Below are 16063 nucleotides of genomic sequence, written 5' to 3'. Positions count from 1 at the left end.
CTTGCTTATGCAACTGACCCTGAATCTGCATTCGGCGGCATCATTGCATTCAACCGTGAATTAGACGTTGCAACTGCGCAAGCAATTGTAGACCGTCAATTCGTTGAAGTCATCATTGCACCAAGCATTGCTGATGGCGTACTTGAAGTGACTGGCGCGAAGAAAAATGTTCGTGTACTGATCTGTGGTGAACTTCCTGCGATAGATGCTCGTCAATCTCAATTAGATTACAAACGTGTGAACGGTGGTTTACTGGTTCAAGATCAAGACTTAGGCATGATCACTAAAGATGACCTTAAAGTTGTGACTAAACGCGCACCGACTGAAGCAGAAATTGATGACTTAATCTTTGCTTGGAAAGTTGCGAAATACGTTAAATCGAATGCGATTGTATATGCAAAAGGTCGTCAAACTATTGGTGTAGGCGCAGGTCAAATGAGCCGTGTTAACTCTGCTCGTATCGCTGCGATCAAAGCTGAACATGCTGGTTTAGTGGTTGAAGGTGCTGTAATGGCATCTGATGCATTCTTCCCATTCCGTGACGGTATTGATAACGCTGCGAAAGCAGGTATCAAATGCATTATCCAACCAGGTGGTTCTATGCGTGATGAAGAAACAATTGCTGCTGCTGACGAAGCTGGCATTGCAATGGTCTTCACTGGCATGCGTCATTTCCGTCACTAAGTTGGCAACTTGATCATGACAATTAAGCACAGTTTTTTGCTTAATACACTAGATTTCTAATCTTGCATAAAGTCCTCTCCTATTTTTAGGCTGAGGACTTTATGTCATTTTCGATTCATGGAGTATGAACCGATGAATATTTTAGTTTTGGGTAATGGCGGTCGTGAACATGCATTAGCATGGAAAATCGCACAAGATGACAAAGTCGCAAAAGTATTTGTAGCACCGGGTAATGCAGGTTCTGCAACTGAAAATAAATGTGAAAATGTTGCCTTAAATATTTTAGACAATGCTGCGATTATCGATTTTGCTAAAAACAATGCAGTTGATTTAGTAATCGTTGGTCCTGAAGCGCCGCTAGTTAACGGCGTAGTCGATGCTTGCCGTGAAGCGGGTGTAAAAATTTGGGGCCCTACTCAATTTGCAGCGCAGCTTGAAGGTTCTAAAGCATTCGCGAAACACTTCTTAAAACGCCATAACATTCCAACTGCTTTCTATGATGTGTTTACAGAAGTAGATGCAGCAAAAGCATTTGTTGAAAAAAATGGTGCGCCGATTGTGATCAAGGCTGATGGTCTTGCTGCAGGTAAAGGCGTGATTGTTGCCATGACCAATCAAGAAGCATTCGATGCGATTGATGACATGCTTGCTGGTAACAAATTTGGCGATGCAGGTTCACGTGTCGTGATCGAAGAGTTCCTTGCAGGTGAAGAAGCATCTTTCATTTGTATGATTGATGGCGACAACATTTTACCAATGGCGACTTCACAAGATCACAAACGTATCTTTGAAGGTGACCAAGGTCCAAACACAGGCGGTATGGGTGCTTACTCTCCTGCTCCTGTTGTGACTGCGGATGTATTTGAAAAAACCATGAATGAAGTGATGCGTCCTACCGTTGAAGGTATGAAAAAAGACGGTCACGTTTATACAGGTTTCTTATATGCAGGTTTAATGATTGATGAACAAGGTCAACCTAAAGTGATCGAGTTTAACTGTCGTTTTGGTGACCCTGAAACTCAACCAATTATGATGCGTTTAAAATCATCTTTAGTGGATTTGGTTGAAGCTGGTATTGCAGGTAACCTCCCTGCCGAAGCTGAATGGGATGAGCGCAAAACTGTCGGTATCGTGCTTGCGTCTAAAGGCTACCCAGAAACTTCAAGCAGCAATGATGTAATTTCAGGTTTAGACACTGAAATGACCGATGCCAAAGTGTTCCATGCAGGGACTAAAGTCAATGAAAATGGCGAAATTGTCACTGCAGGCGGTCGCGTACTTTGCGTGACTGCACTGGGCAATACCATTGGCGAAGCGCAAGCGAAAGCTCTAGAGTTGTGCCAAAAAGTGACATTTGATGGCGTTCAATACCGTAAAGATATTGGTTACCGCGCTATTGCGCGTGAAAATGCTTAAGTTTCTTGATTAAGAAATTAAGTCTAGAAACCCTGCCATAGTGCAGGGTTTCTTATTGCTTAGTGTCCAAATTCAAAGTGACAGATATAATTCACACAGCCTACTTTAAGCATTTATAGCTGATTACTTAACTCTTCAGTACACCAAAGACCTTAAAGAATGGAATTTTACAGCTATTTTTACGTGCTAATATTTTTAGAATTTAGCTATAAATGAAATCTATTTTGGCAGCAAAGAATAATTAAAAATATTTAAAATCAAGTGAAATTTTTCTTGCAATGTCGTATGAGTCTTTAAAACTATATTTTTAAATAGCACTTTTAAGATAAGAATGACTTTCTAATTTTTCCCACCTATTTCATGACAATAACAGTAACTATTTTCATTTTTATCATTTTTTTAGCATTGTTATTTAATAAATGTTATATAGATCACTGCTATGACTCTTATTATATAAATATCAATAAATTAAAAACAATATATTGTTTTTACAAATTAAATTAATTAATCATTCACATTTCATATACATAAATCCAGCTAAGTCCGCATTTTTAAATCACTATATTGAATAACAAAATATTGCTATGATGCCTGTCACGATAAAGAGATCTGGCTTAGCAAATTCGTTAGTTAACAGCAGCTTGCGGTTCTATTTCAGCGCAGTCTTATTTAGACTCAAATCCAATTGCAACTGTATGCAAATCACTTTAATTTTCTAAGTAACAATCAGCTTGTCTGATTACACAGTTAAATTGGTCTCTCCATAATATGATATGTAAATTTAATGATAATTTTGAATTTACTTGGGTGAAAATATGAAAAAGCTCCTTGGATTAGTGCTCGGTTTATCAGTTGGCCTATCTGGCTGCGGTAAGCAAGAAGCTCCTGCAACTGATGCTGCACAACAAAAAGATTCTGCTGCAGTGGAAACCGTGACGATGGCTTCGACGGGTTCGGATGCTGACATTTGGCGCTACATTGCTACGCTTCCCGAAACTAAAGAAGCTGGTATTAAACTTGAAGTGAAAAATTTCACAGATTATGTGTCGATGAACGCGGCTGTTGCAAACCATGAGATTGATGTCAATGCATTCCAATCTTATGCCTATATGGTGGCTTTTAACGACAACAATAAAGATAAAATTGCACCTCTTTCGACCACTTACTTAGAACCGATGGGAATCTACTCAAGCAAAGTGAAAAAGCTTGATGAGTTCAAAACAGGTGCAACGATTGCAATCCCAAATGATGGCGCAAACGAATCACGTGCATTATTACTTCTTCAGTCTGCTGGTTTAATTAAACTAAAAGCAGACTTTGACGATGTAAAAGGCACACCTGCTGATGTAACTGAAAATGCGAAAAAAATCGTCATCAAACCAATTCAAATGGCGACTGCGGTTCGTGTGAAAGATGAAGTCGATGCCATTGTTTTGGGTAATACCCTTGCTATGGAAGGTGGCTTAAACGTATTGAAAGACGCGATTTATTATGAGCCTATCGATCAAAGCACAAAAATGAACGTGAATATTCTTGCTGTAGCAGCCGACCGTCAAACTGATCCGACTTTACAAAGAGTTGGGGCGCTTTACCACACTCCAGCGGTAAAAGCTTATATCGAGCAACACTTTGGTGGCACTAAAATTGATGTAAATAAGCCAACGAGCTACCTCACTGAAGTAAAATAGTAATATAATTTCTCTAAATAAACAGGCAAAGTTTACTTTGCCTGTTTTTTCATTTTTGAACCTTTTTTGAAGCTATGATCCAATTTAAAAACATCTCCAAGCATTTTGAGCTAAAAGGCCAAACCGTAACAGCACTGGATCAGATTAATCTGGACATTCCAGATGGCTGTATTTTCGGTCTGATTGGTTATAGTGGTGCAGGCAAAAGTACTCTTATTCGTTTAATCAACCTGCTTGAACGCCCAAGTGAAGGTCAAATTATTATTCACGATAAAGACTTTACCGCTTTAAATTCGAGCCAGCTTCGTCAGGAACGAACCAATATTGGAATGATTTTCCAGCACTTCAATTTACTGCAAACCAAAACGGTGGCAGAAAATATTGAAATGCCATTAAAACTTTTGGGTGCCGCCAAAGTCGAGCGCCAAAAACGTTTAGAAGAATTGCTGGAGTTTATTGACCTAAAACATAAGAAAAATGCCTACCCAGACGAACTTTCTGGTGGTCAAAAGCAACGTGTCGGGATTGCTCGTGCACTTGCCAATCATCCTAAAATTTTACTCTGCGATGAAGCGACTTCTGCCCTTGACCCGCAAACCACCAAGTCTGTTCTAGCTTTACTAAAAAAGATTAATCAAGAGCAAGGTATCACCATTGTGATGGTGACCCATGAAATGGATGTGATTGAATCCGTTTGCGACTATGTTGCAGTCATGGAACAAGGCAAAGTGATTGAGCACGGTTCAACTCTGGAAATCTTTAGTCAGCCGAAACACAACACTACAAAGAATTTTATTCAAACGGTATTACAACAACAGTTGCCGGTAAATATATTAAATAACCTTGAAAATAAAAATCATCATAGTATTTATTGTTTAAAATTTTTGGGCAGTTCAGCGCAGGAAACCGTTATCCAAGCTGCAATTAAACAGTTTGATATCAGCTTAAATATTTTATTTGCCAATATGACTGAAATTAATGGTTCAGTGATTGGTCAAATGTTTGTCCAGCTTTTAGGTGATGCAACAGTCATACCACAGGTAGTTGCCTTCTTGGAACAACAAGGTGTTGAAGTTTCACAAGCAGGAGTTCAGGCATGAGAGATTTAATTGTTCAATGGCTGACTCAACTGACTGCACCTTTTTGGAAAAGTTCTTTGTCGATGGATCAGTTCGTTACTGCCCTGCAAGAAACTTTTCACATGGTGTTCTTTGCCATGTTATTCGGCTGCATTTGGGGCTTTATTCAAGCGGTCATTTTATACCTCTCTCGCCCGCAAGGGATTTTACCGAATCGTGTGATTTATCACGGTTTAAACCCCATTGTGAATGCACTACGCTCTCTGCCATTTATTATTCTACTGATTGCAGTGATTCCACTGACTAAAGTGATTGTGGGTACGTCGATTGGGACTTGGGCTGCAATCGTGCCTCTGACCATCTACGTTGGCCCATATATTGGTCGTTTGATTGAAACATCATTGCTTGAAGTGAATGATGGAATTATTGAATCAGCCCAGGCCATGGGTGCGTCACCGCTGCAAATTATCACGAAGTTTGTCTTACCCGAATCACGTAGCTCTCTTATTTTGAACTTAACGACTGCCACTATTAGTTTGATTGGTGCAACTGCAATGGCCGGTGCTGTCGGTGCAGGTGGTATTGGTGACTTAGCAATTTCCTATGGTTATCAACGCTTTGACAGTAGCGTGGTGATTATGACAGTGATCGTCTTACTGATTTTGGTACAGATTGTACAAAGTCTTGGTGATTGGTTGTCTAAATTGCGTTAAATAGCACACTGCTATTAATCACATTATATGATGTAGAAATGCCCAGAAAATACTGGGCTTTTTTATGCCTTCCTATAGCCCATCGACCAATGGGTTCTTAATTTCTATCAAACAATTATTTAGTAAATACAATCTGCTTTCACATTCAGTAATTTTTTGCATTTAGAAATACCTTTACTTAAGATCAAGTAATTGAACTGATAAAACTTCGCCAATCCATTTCAATAAACGCAAGTTTCAGCATAGAGCGTGCTAAAATAGCCAGCTGTTTTCGCAGGGACTCATCTATGCACTTTGTACATCTTGGTATTTTTACAGAATTTTCCGTCACAGAATCTATTGTACGTATACCTGACCTTGTAAAAGCTGCTGCTGCAGATGAAATGCCCGCTTTAGCCATTACCGACCTATCAAACTTACATGCTGCGGTTAAATTCTATAAAAAGAGTTTAGATAAAGGGATCAAACCGATCTTTGGCTCAACCATTCGTTTAAATGACGCTGAGCACAAAGTCACCCTACTCGCAATGAGCAATAAAGGTTGGCGCAGTCTGACCGAACTGGTGTCTGAAGGTTATATTTCAGGTCAACAACTTGATATTCCATGTGTCGACAAAGACTGGATTTTAAACCAACATGATGACCTGATTGTGTTACTCGGCATGCAAAGTGATGTCGGGAAAATGCTTTGCTCGTCTAACCCACAAAAAGCTGAACCGCTGTTGGCTGAATGGGTAGAAAAGTTTGGTAACCGTGTTTATTTAGCCCTAACGCGAACTGAGCGTTCGGGTGAAGAAGACTTCATTCATGAAGCCGTTAAACTGGCGAAAAAGTTTAACATTGGTGTTGTTGCGCATAATGATGTGCACTTTGTACGCAAAGAAGACTTTGAAGCACATGAAGCACGCGTGTGTATTGCCGATGGTTATGTCCTCGGTGATAATCGCCGCCCAAAAAATTATAGTCCTGAACAATATTTTAAAACCGCTGCACAGATGACTGAGCTGTTTGCCGACATTCCGACAGCCATTGAAAATACCTACCACATTGCACGCCGTTGTAATGTGTCATTACGTCTCGGCTTCCATGACTTACCGGATTATCCTATTCCTGAAGGTCATACTATTGACACCTATTTTGAGCATTTATCCAAAGAAGGTTTAGAAGAACGTTTAGCGCATTTATATCCTGTTGATCAGCGCGGTGATAACTGGCCTGAAATTCGTAAACCATACGATGAACGTTTGGCTTATGAAGTCGGCATCATCTTAACCATGCAGTTCCCTGGTTACTTCCTCATTGTCATGGACTTCATTCAGTGGTCTAAAGGTAATGGCGTGCCAGTCGGGCCAGGCCGTGGTTCGGGTGCAGGTTCATTGGTTGCCTACAGCCTAAAAATTACCGACCTTGATCCGCTACGTTATGACCTCCTGTTCGAACGTTTCTTAAACCCAGAACGTGTCTCCATGCCCGACTTTGACGTCGACTTCTGTATTGCAGGTCGTGACCGCGTCATCGACTATGTGGCACGTACCTATGGTCGTGAGGCGGTATCACAAATTGCGACTTTCGGAACCATGGCGGCAAAAGGTGCAATTCGTGACGTTGCCCGTGTCTTGGGTAAATCCTATGGTTTGGCAGACCGTATTTCGAAAATGATTCCCACCAAACCCTTAGGTTTAACGTTGGAAGAATCGATTGAAGCCGAACCACAGCTTAAAGATATTGTCACCAACCCATCGAATCCAGATAACGACGATGCCGCTGAAATCTGGGAAATGGCGTTGAAACTTGAAGGTATTACCCGCAATACAGGTAAACATGCCGGTGGTGTGGTGATTGCACCCACCAAGCTAACAGACTATTCAGCCGTACTGTGTGATGCTGATGGAACCAACCGCGTAGCCCAATTCGATAAAGATGATGTTGAAGCTGCAGGTCTCGTAAAATTCGACTTTTTGGGTTTACGTAACTTGACGGTGATTGAAGATGCCATCAAGCATATTAATGCCCGTCCAGATATCACCACACCGGTCGATATTTCTCTGATTCCACTGGATGATAAACCTGCTTATGCCGTGTTCGCGGATGCGAATACCACAGCGGTATTCCAGTTTGAATCCGTCGGCATGAAAAAGATGCTGAAAGAGGCACGTCCAAGTAAGTTCGAAGAAATTATTGCCTTCGTATCGTTGTATCGTCCAGGCCCGATGGATCTGATTCCAGACTTTATTTTCCGTATGCACGGTGGTGAGTTTGAATATCTGCATCCTTTACTGGAAAGTGTGCTCGAACCGACTTACGGTATCATGGTGTATCAAGAACAGGTAATGCAGGCGGCACAGATCTGTGCGGGTTATAGCTTGGGTGGCGCGGATTTACTTCGTCGTGCCATGGGTAAAAAGAAAGTCGAAGAGATGATCAAGCAGCGTCAAACCTTCACTGAAGGTGCTGCAACCAAAGGTATTGATACCGATACGGCTAACCATATCTTCGACTATATGGAAAAATTCGCAGGCTACGGTTTTAACAAATCACATGCTGCGGCTTATGCCCTTGTTGCTTATCAAACTGCTTGGTTAAAGGCGCATTATCCTGCGGAATTTATGTCTGCGGTCATGACCTCGGAAATGCAGAACACCGATAACGTGGTGTTCTTAATTGATGACTGTCGCATTAATGGGCTGGAAGTCTTACCGCCGTCGGTGAATATGTCACTCTATAACTTCCATGCCATCGACCCGAAAACGATTGTGTATGGTTTAGGTGCGATCAAAGGTGTCGGCGAAGCAGCCATGCAGTCAGTGATTGACTCACGTATTCAGGATGGTCCATATAAAGACTTGTTTGATTTCTGTCATCGTATTGACCTGAAAAAAATCAATAAACGCACCTTAGAAGCGCTGATTCGTGGTGGCGCACTGGACTGCCTAGGTTTGGAACGTGCAGACTTAATGGCACAACTCCCTGAAGCGGTTCAAGCAGCTGACCAAGCTCGCACCAACCGCGAAATAGGCATGATGGATTTATTTGGTGAGGTTGAAGAAGTTCAACGTAAACCAGCCAAACCTGTGAAGCCATGGTCAGACGAGGTTCGTCTTAAAGGTGAAAAAGACACTTTAGGTCTTTATTTAACTGGTCATCCGATTGATGTTTATCGTTCTGAGTTGAAAGCCTTTATTTCCCAGCGCATTAATGAACTCACCCCTACTCGCCGTGGTGTGACCACCGTGTTTGCAGGCCTTGTCGTTGATATCGCTAATTTCCCGAACCGAATGATGGTAACACTGGACGACGGTACAGCACGTATCGAAGTGTCTGCCAACCATGAACGCTTTAACCGCTTTAAAGACATCATTCAAAATGAAAAAGTAGTGGTGATTGAAGGTGAAATTTATGAGCGTGAAGGTTTTGACCGCCCAATGGGGCGTTTAACCAAAGCCTTTAGTCTAAATGAAATTCGTCAAAAACGTGCTAACGCCATTCAGATTAAACTCACGCCTGAGCATTTTAGTAAAACCCTATCACGCGATATTCAAAATATCCTTCTGCCTTTCTGCAATGTAGATATGTGTAGCCATATTCCAGTACAGCTATTTATTGACTATCCCTACGCAACGGCGGATATCCATTTAGGCCTCAACTGGAAAGTCGCACCTCTCGATGAATTACTGTCTAAGTTACGCGACTACTTTGGTAAAGAATCGCTATACATTGAATACCATGTCAAATCCAAAGCGGCAAAAGCGGTAACTTATGAGCAAGCCTCTATCCCTGCTCAGGTTCCTCCGCCGCCAGATGGGATGAGCATGGATGATGCGATGGATCTTTACCAAGCAGAAGCTGGACAATTTTCTTAAGGTTCAAACCAAATTTGAACCCAACTTTTAAATACACAGATTTTAAATACATAAATTGGAAACAACATGAATCAAGCTGACAATGCTGCGGTTTCGGCACATCTCTCCCATGTGCGTATTGTCATGGTCAATACAACTTTGCCTGCCAATATTGGTAGCGCATTACGCGCCATGAAAACCATGGGACTTTCTAAACTGGTTTTGGTCGCACCTAAAACTTATCCACATCCAGATATCAATGCTTTGGCTGCTGGCGCTGTCGATTTAATTGAGCAGATTGAAATTGTTGAAACGCTCGAAGATGCGATTAAAGATTGCCACATTGTATTTGGCACCAGTGCGCGTAGCCGAACTATTCCTTGGCCTTTACTTGACGCTCGCCCTGCTGCGGAAATGTCCCTCAAAGCCGTGTGCGAACAACAACAAGAAATTGCCGTGGTTTTTGGTCGTGAAGACCGTGGTTTGACCAATGAAGAATTGGCCATGGCCAACTATCATGTCACGATTCCAGTGAATACAGAATACGGCGTACTAAATGTCGCTCAAGCCATTCAGGTGATTTGCTATGAAATGCGTATGGCGGCTCTCGGTATGACGGAATTAACTGCCAATCCTGATGCCAATATGCATGTGACAGATGACATCGATATGCAATGGGATGAACCCTTAGTCACCCATGAAATGATGGAGCAATTTTACCCACATATTGAAAAAATGTTGGCAGAAATTGAATTTATGGATCCAAAAAATCCAAGATTATTACCTTTGCGCTTGCGTCGTCTATTTGGACGTATACAATTAGATCGTATGGAATACCACTTATTACGTGGCATTTTTAGCCGAGTACAGGCAATGAATAACGGAACATGGAAAAAAACAACAGAAAATGAGGATCAATCTAATGCTTAAGCAGCTCCAAGAAGATATACAGGCTGTCTTCGCGCGCGATCCTGCTGCACGAAACACACTCGAAGTCTTGACCACTTATCCCGGTATTCATGCGCTGATCATGCATCGCATGGCACATGAACTGTGGAAAAAAGAGTGTAAAGGCTCAGCTCGCCTATTGTCTTCTTTTAGCCGCTTTGCCACAGGCATTGAGATTCATCCGGGCGCAAAAATTGGCCGTCGCTTTTTCATCGATCATGGCATGGGGGTTGTGATTGGTGAAACTGCTGAAATTGGTGATGACGTCACTTTGTATCATGGTGTGACCCTTGGTGGAACAACATGGAATAAAGGCAAACGTCATCCAACCTTGGAAGATGGTGTCGTGGTTGGCGCTGGTGCAAAAATTCTTGGCCCATTTACCGTAGGTAAAAATGCCAAAGTCGGTTCCAATGCAGTTGTGACCAAAGAAGTCCCAGCAAATACAACGGCTGTCGGCAACCCTGCCCGCTTTATTACCAAAGACAAGCCGAAAGATGAAGCTGAAGCACGCCGTCGTGATTATGCTGAAAGTATTGGTTTCCAACCGTATGCAGCCACACAAGATCAAACTGACCCGATTTTAGAAGGTATGCGTGTATTGTTGGATCGCATTCAGCACAATGAAAAACGTATGAATAGCTTATGCCAACGTTTATCCCTGCTTGATCCCACTTTCAATAAACAGCAATTGACTGAGCAACCATTTAGCCAAGAAGAACTGAAAATTATTGAAGATGTACGTCGTGAATGTGAAGCGCAGAGCAATCAGTCAAAGGCTTAACCAAAAGCAATCATAATAAGTCGCGTGTTACTTGCATGTTGTTCAGAGTTTTTTTAGACTGACCAACATGCACTTTTGTATAAAATAATGTAATGGATGAATCCTATGACGCTTAAGCCCTTGGCGATTGCTTGTATTGCTTTAACCCTTGCCGCTTGTGGAAGCGCCCCAACTAAAAATAATGCGCCTAAAAATGCCATGATTTTTGTAGAGCCTGAACTTACACCCCCATTTTATGCGTTAAATCCATTTAACTACGATGCTCCACCTCCATTTGAAATCAACCTACAAAAAGCAGCAGCTCAACCTGTCACTAAAATGGTTGTGACTAGCCCTCAAGACCCATCAAAGCAAATCACACTTGAGGAAAACCGTCTGATCATTCCAACGGTCAACAGCAAAGAACGTTCAATGAAATATGCAGCTTTAGCTGGCGACAATGAAATGGACATCACCGAAATCGATGACTTCCTACAACTTGTCGAAGGTAAAGCACGTCACTATCCACCTCGCTTTGTGCAACGTCAAGAACGTAAAGGTTTTGAGCTTAAGCTAAAAGAAGTCGCACAATATCTGGATACGCTTGCTGTTAAAGACAATGCATCATTCGATGTTTTAGTTCGTGCGTTCAAAGCCAGCGTTATGGCACGTAACCTAGACCTTGGTTCAGTCTATACCACCAAGTCTTTAACCTATGCACAGCGCATTTTAAAGATTAACAAAGAAGATGCAGAAGCAAACTTCTGGTTTGGTTTTGGTTTATCTGAAGGTGGCGGTCAACGTGAAGCTATTCCTTACTTAGATAAAGCCATGAAAGCCGGTGTTCAAGAGGCTTATCTTTCCGCTGCAAACAACTACATCGCAATGGAACAGAAAAAGAATGCCATTCAAGTGCTGAAAAACTATAAAGTGAAATATCCACAAGAAGGCGAAGTTGCAGATCGTTTAATTCAAGAAATTGAAAAACAAGGTCGCTGGAATGTGTGGCAAGTGCTTAATCCACCAAAAGCTGTTTCTTAATGGTTTAATTTAAACCTTATGATAAAAAAGACCGATTTAACGGTCTTTTTTTATTTTAGGTGAATTGAAAATCCCGACATTTACCGTATGATTTAAAAAATATTAGTTCTCATTATCTTGCGACCATTTTATGCAGCCGACTATTAAAACAATACTGCTTCTCGGGATCTTCAGCACTAGCCTGCTCAGTGGATGTCAGGTCGTCAGTGTTAAAAATCAAAAATTAAACGTTTCGATTGCCAACGAACGCGACAGTATTCTGTCACGAAACAAATTAAGTGAGGCCAGTTTAAACGTCTTATCGATGACAGGACGTGAAGCCAAAGCCTGTACCGAAAACCCACAAGACTGTGTGAATGAACTACAACAAATCCCACAGATCCAAGATGAACAGTTACTCTCTACTGCCAGTGAACTGTATTTAGCGAAAGCGATTGAGCTTGAATCTTCTTCTGCATGTAAAATCAGTTTGTTAAGCAGCCGAAAATCTGAAGAAAAACAAAAAATTGAACAAGAAACCTATCATGCTTGTTTGGATCAGCAGCTGACCTTACTCGACAAGAGTATTCGTTATAGCTATGCCTATATGTTTAAAACAAAGCGCGATCCTGCTGATCGAATCTTTGATAACCGCCAAGTCCAAATACGTGATTTTTATAATCAGAGCATTGCAAAACTGGTCAACAGTTATAGTATGCGCTATCAACCACAAGAAGTTAGCCCACAGATCAAAGTCGGACAAACCACTTATCACATTGACTTTAGTCACTATCCTGAACTCAAAAGCCATAAAATTGAACAGCTCATGTCAACCTATAATCTGAACTTTTCAGGTTTACGTTCAATCACTCGTCGTGATGGTTTTGGTTCTGAGTTTCTGGTCGTTTTACCAGATGAACATCATGATCAGCATGCTAAAACCAAATACATTGTGAATCCCTTAGATTATAAATATCCGTCTGGTATCAATCCCAATATTCACTCAGCACGATATTTAGCAGCAACACTGACTGCCGAACCCATCGCAGCGGCCAGTGTTGAGCAAATTTTGGCGAGTAAGTCTTTTCAAATTAAAGCCTATGATCCCTATAAATATGAACAAGTCAAAATAGGCAACAAAGATTATGCGCTAGCTGCGAATTTTTCTGCACCTTATGGTTTATGGCTTGCTCAAAACAACTTAGGAAAATCAGCCTATTTATCACTTATTGATCGTGATGAAAAGCTGACTATGCCTCACCTCTATATGCTCGAACCTTATAATCCTGATAAAAAAGTAATTGTGTTGATACACGGTCTTGCCAGTAGTCCAGAAGCATGGATTCGTTTAACCAACGATATTATGGGTGACACTGTATTACGTGAAAACTATCAAGTCTGGCAAGTTTTTTACTCTACCAATATGCCGATTATTGAAAGCCGGTTTCAAATTTATACCTTACTGACACAAGCCTTTAATACCATTGAAAACAATGCGCCTGCAAAAAAAGATGCGGTGCTGATTGGACATAGTATGGGCGGAATCATTGCACGTTTATTGGTGAGCCAAGCCGATACAACGCAAACCGCTTTAAAAATGATGAATCCTCGACAACTTAGTCGATATCGTAAGATTCCTGTTGTACAGCAACGTATGGTGATGAAAGATATTCCGAACTTTAGCCGTGCAATCTTCCTTGCCGCCCCACATCGTGGCACAGCCTATGCGGATCGTTGGTTTACCAAAGCAGCCCGTAAGATTATTAAGCTACCGGGTGCCTTCCTTTCAGCCATGGCAGATGTACTGACGCAAGAAGAAGATTTAAAAGATCTTTTTAAAGAAATTGACAATGGTTTGATTCAAAATGGCCCAAGTGACTTAAGTCATCAATCAAAATTTATTGCCCTCACTGAAGATATTCAACCTCGTAAAGGACTTAAATTCCATTCCATTATGGGGAATATCAGCAATAGTCAAGATAAAAATAAGATTACCGATGATATCGTCACCTATAACAGCGCACATTTAGACGGTGCTGTTTCAGAGAAAATTATTAAAGGTGGGCACTCTATTCAAGAAACACCAGAAGCGGTACTTGAGCTGCGTCGCATCCTGAGATTACATCTGACAGAGTTAGGTCTCTATAAACCTTAACAACCAAGTCTTAAAAGCGAAGCTCTAAAAACTAGACCTTAAAAAACTAAGCCTTAAAAGCGTAGGCATTCAGCGTAAATAAAAACCGATCTTCTGATCGGTTTTTTTCGAACCTCTATTCAGTCAATTTATTCATCCATCATTCACATTATGATTGTATAAGTAATTATTTCTCGATAAAAATACTTGTTAATTCAGCCAAAAATTCTATTATTAATATTAAATACACCTATTCATAAGATTATATTAACAAATTACAAGTTTAGTATCTGTAGCAATGGAGTGCCCTAATTATGAAATTAAAAGGCTCTAAACTACTCAACAGTCAGGAAATTGACCACCTCATCAACAATAGATTGAACAGAGTCTATTTTTCAAAAAAAATAGAGCCTTTCTATCAACAACAATACCAGAATGAAGCGGCTTATGAGTTTCGTGTGCGCGGGATGATCATTTTAATCCTGTATGCACTGTTAAGTTACGGCATATATTCCGTGATTCCAGCAGGCCGAGATTCAATCTTATGGCTATCCTTATATAGTTGGGTTGGCATCATTATTCTTGCGACATGGTTACTATCATTTTATAAAAAATTTAATCAATACTTTGATTTATATACCTGTATTAGCTCAACCATGGCTGTAGCAATCTCTTTTATCATTATTACCATGATCTCAGATATTCAAAATAATGCGTTATTATACGAATCCATGATGTATACGGTCATTGTAATATACGCCTTTGTTGGGATGCGATTTTATACCGCTTTATGGGCTGGATGTGGTGGCGGCTTAATTGGCTTTCTCATTACTAAACTCTTTGATTTTAATATCGATTGGACACTTTTAAACCGCTCCTACACCTATACCAGTTTTTTAGGCATGGCGATGGCTTATGCCATTGATCGTCAGCATCGTGAAAATTACTTACAAAATTGCATCATTGAGCTAAATCATTTGGAAATGCAGGAACAATCTGAACAGCTGAAATTACTTGCTCAACAAGACTCACTTACAGGATTGGCAAATCGGCGACATTTATCACACGTTTTAGAACAAGAATGGCATTATGCACTACGTCATGGTCAACCCTTAAGTATTTTGATGGTCGATATCGATTTTTTCAAAAATTATAATGATCAACTCGGACATCAAGCAGGCGATTTATGTTTAACAACGATTGCGAAAGAACTCAGTGCAGTTACCAATCGCAGTGGTGAACTTGCCGCACGCTATGGTGGTGAAGAATTTTTACTGCTATTTCCAATGCTTGATCATCAAAAAATTACCTCTCTTGCGGCCTATCTGATTCATCGGATTCAAAATTTAAAACTACCGCATCCCGACAGCCGTATTTCCGAATTTGTCACTATCAGTATTGGCGCTGCCAGTATCATTCCGCACCCATCGAATAGCCTAGATCAATTTATCCGTAGTGCGGATACTGCACTGTACTATGCAAAAGAACATGGACGAAATCAATTTCATATTTCCCCTTGCGTGGTTAAAGCCTCATAAAAAATGTGACCTCAATTTTTTAAATGTCTTACCTATCTCAATCAACATTCAAATAAGACTTTCTTGAGATAGAGTACACCTTCAATGAGCGGATTTTTTACATGCAGACAAACTTTTTCTGGCTTTTTGTTGAAGCTTTTTTGCTAGAATCGTATCGGTATTTGTTTGACCTAGCTCTGGCTCAATTTTGTAATGTTAAAATCATAATTAAACCTACTCTCAAAATTTTGCCACACTAAAA

General features: G+C 40.7%; 10 protein-coding genes and 1 pseudogene. All 11 read left to right on the top strand.

Features of this window, described 5'->3' with window-relative positions:
* A pseudogene (purH, locus tag ACN6OV_RS01965) lies at positions 1 to 684 on the top strand (bifunctional phosphoribosylaminoimidazolecarboxamide formyltransferase/IMP cyclohydrolase); the annotation flags it as partial.
* Positions 685 to 816: 132 nt separating this feature from the next.
* Complete coding sequence (purD, locus tag ACN6OV_RS01960) at positions 817 to 2100, top strand: phosphoribosylamine--glycine ligase (protein WP_427949197.1); 1284 nt, start codon at positions 817 to 819, stop codon at positions 2098 to 2100.
* Positions 2101 to 2915: 815 nt separating this feature from the next.
* A complete protein-coding gene (locus ACN6OV_RS01955) occupies positions 2916 to 3788 on the top strand; it encodes a MetQ/NlpA family ABC transporter substrate-binding protein (protein WP_427949195.1) in 873 nt (290 codons plus the stop codon).
* A 74-nt stretch (positions 3789 to 3862) separates the two neighbouring features.
* Complete coding sequence (locus ACN6OV_RS01950; protein WP_427949193.1) at positions 3863 to 4888, top strand: methionine ABC transporter ATP-binding protein; 1026 nt, start codon at positions 3863 to 3865, stop codon at positions 4886 to 4888.
* Positions 4885 to 5580, top strand: coding sequence for a methionine ABC transporter permease (locus ACN6OV_RS01945; RefSeq protein ID WP_427949191.1), 696 nt, complete (start codon positions 4885 to 4887; stop codon positions 5578 to 5580). The genes ACN6OV_RS01950 and ACN6OV_RS01945 overlap by 4 nt, the downstream gene beginning before the upstream one ends.
* Positions 5581 to 5867: 287 nt before the next feature.
* Positions 5868 to 9440 carry a DNA polymerase III subunit alpha gene (gene dnaE / locus ACN6OV_RS01940; RefSeq protein WP_427949189.1) on the top strand — a complete coding sequence of 1191 codons (3573 nt, stop codon included), beginning with the start codon at positions 5868 to 5870 and terminating at the stop codon, positions 9438 to 9440.
* 66 nt (positions 9441 to 9506) lie between these two features.
* Positions 9507 to 10349, top strand: a complete 843-nt coding sequence (locus ACN6OV_RS01935) for an RNA methyltransferase (protein ID WP_427949187.1) — start codon at positions 9507 to 9509, stop codon at positions 10347 to 10349.
* Positions 10342 to 11151 carry a serine O-acetyltransferase gene (cysE, locus tag ACN6OV_RS01930; RefSeq protein WP_427949185.1) on the top strand — a complete coding sequence of 270 codons (810 nt, stop codon included), beginning with the start codon at positions 10342 to 10344 and terminating at the stop codon, positions 11149 to 11151. Before ACN6OV_RS01935 ends, cysE begins: the two co-directional genes overlap by 8 nt.
* A 105-nt stretch (positions 11152 to 11256) precedes the next feature.
* A complete protein-coding gene (locus ACN6OV_RS01925) occupies positions 11257 to 12171 on the top strand; it encodes an ABUW_2363 family tetratricopeptide repeat lipoprotein (RefSeq protein ID WP_427949183.1) in 915 nt (304 codons plus the stop codon).
* A 130-nt stretch (positions 12172 to 12301) separates the two neighbouring features.
* Positions 12302 to 14305 (top strand): esterase/lipase family protein, encoded by a 2004-nt coding sequence (locus ACN6OV_RS01920; protein ID WP_427949181.1) that lies wholly within the window; start codon positions 12302 to 12304, stop codon positions 14303 to 14305.
* Between the two features lie 293 nt (positions 14306 to 14598).
* Positions 14599 to 15822, top strand: coding sequence for a GGDEF domain-containing protein (locus ACN6OV_RS01915; RefSeq protein ID WP_427949179.1), 1224 nt, complete (start codon positions 14599 to 14601; stop codon positions 15820 to 15822).
* Positions 15823 to 16063 lie beyond the last annotated feature (241 nt).

It is taken from the genome of Acinetobacter sp. (assembly GCF_050285345.1).
In the GTDB taxonomy this organism is placed as follows: Bacteria; Pseudomonadota; Gammaproteobacteria; order Pseudomonadales; family Moraxellaceae; genus Acinetobacter.
This window is presented reverse-complemented; position numbering and strand designations above follow the sequence as displayed.

Coding starts and splice junctions, on each gene's coding strand:
- purD (WP_427949197.1), top strand. CDS start 817: ATGAATATTTTAGTTTTGGGTAATGGCGGTCGTGAACATGCATTAGCA.
- ACN6OV_RS01955 (WP_427949195.1), top strand. CDS start 2,916: ATGAAAAAGCTCCTTGGATTAGTGCTCGGTTTATCAGTTGGCCTATCT.
- ACN6OV_RS01950 (WP_427949193.1), top strand. CDS start 3,863: ATGATCCAATTTAAAAACATCTCCAAGCATTTTGAGCTAAAAGGCCAA.
- ACN6OV_RS01945 (WP_427949191.1), top strand. CDS start 4,885: ATGAGAGATTTAATTGTTCAATGGCTGACTCAACTGACTGCACCTTTT.
- dnaE (WP_427949189.1), top strand. CDS start 5,868: ATGCACTTTGTACATCTTGGTATTTTTACAGAATTTTCCGTCACAGAA.
- ACN6OV_RS01935 (WP_427949187.1), top strand. CDS start 9,507: ATGAATCAAGCTGACAATGCTGCGGTTTCGGCACATCTCTCCCATGTG.
- cysE (WP_427949185.1), top strand. CDS start 10,342: ATGCTTAAGCAGCTCCAAGAAGATATACAGGCTGTCTTCGCGCGCGAT.
- ACN6OV_RS01925 (WP_427949183.1), top strand. CDS start 11,257: ATGACGCTTAAGCCCTTGGCGATTGCTTGTATTGCTTTAACCCTTGCC.
- ACN6OV_RS01920 (WP_427949181.1), top strand. CDS start 12,302: ATGCAGCCGACTATTAAAACAATACTGCTTCTCGGGATCTTCAGCACT.
- ACN6OV_RS01915 (WP_427949179.1), top strand. CDS start 14,599: ATGAAATTAAAAGGCTCTAAACTACTCAACAGTCAGGAAATTGACCAC.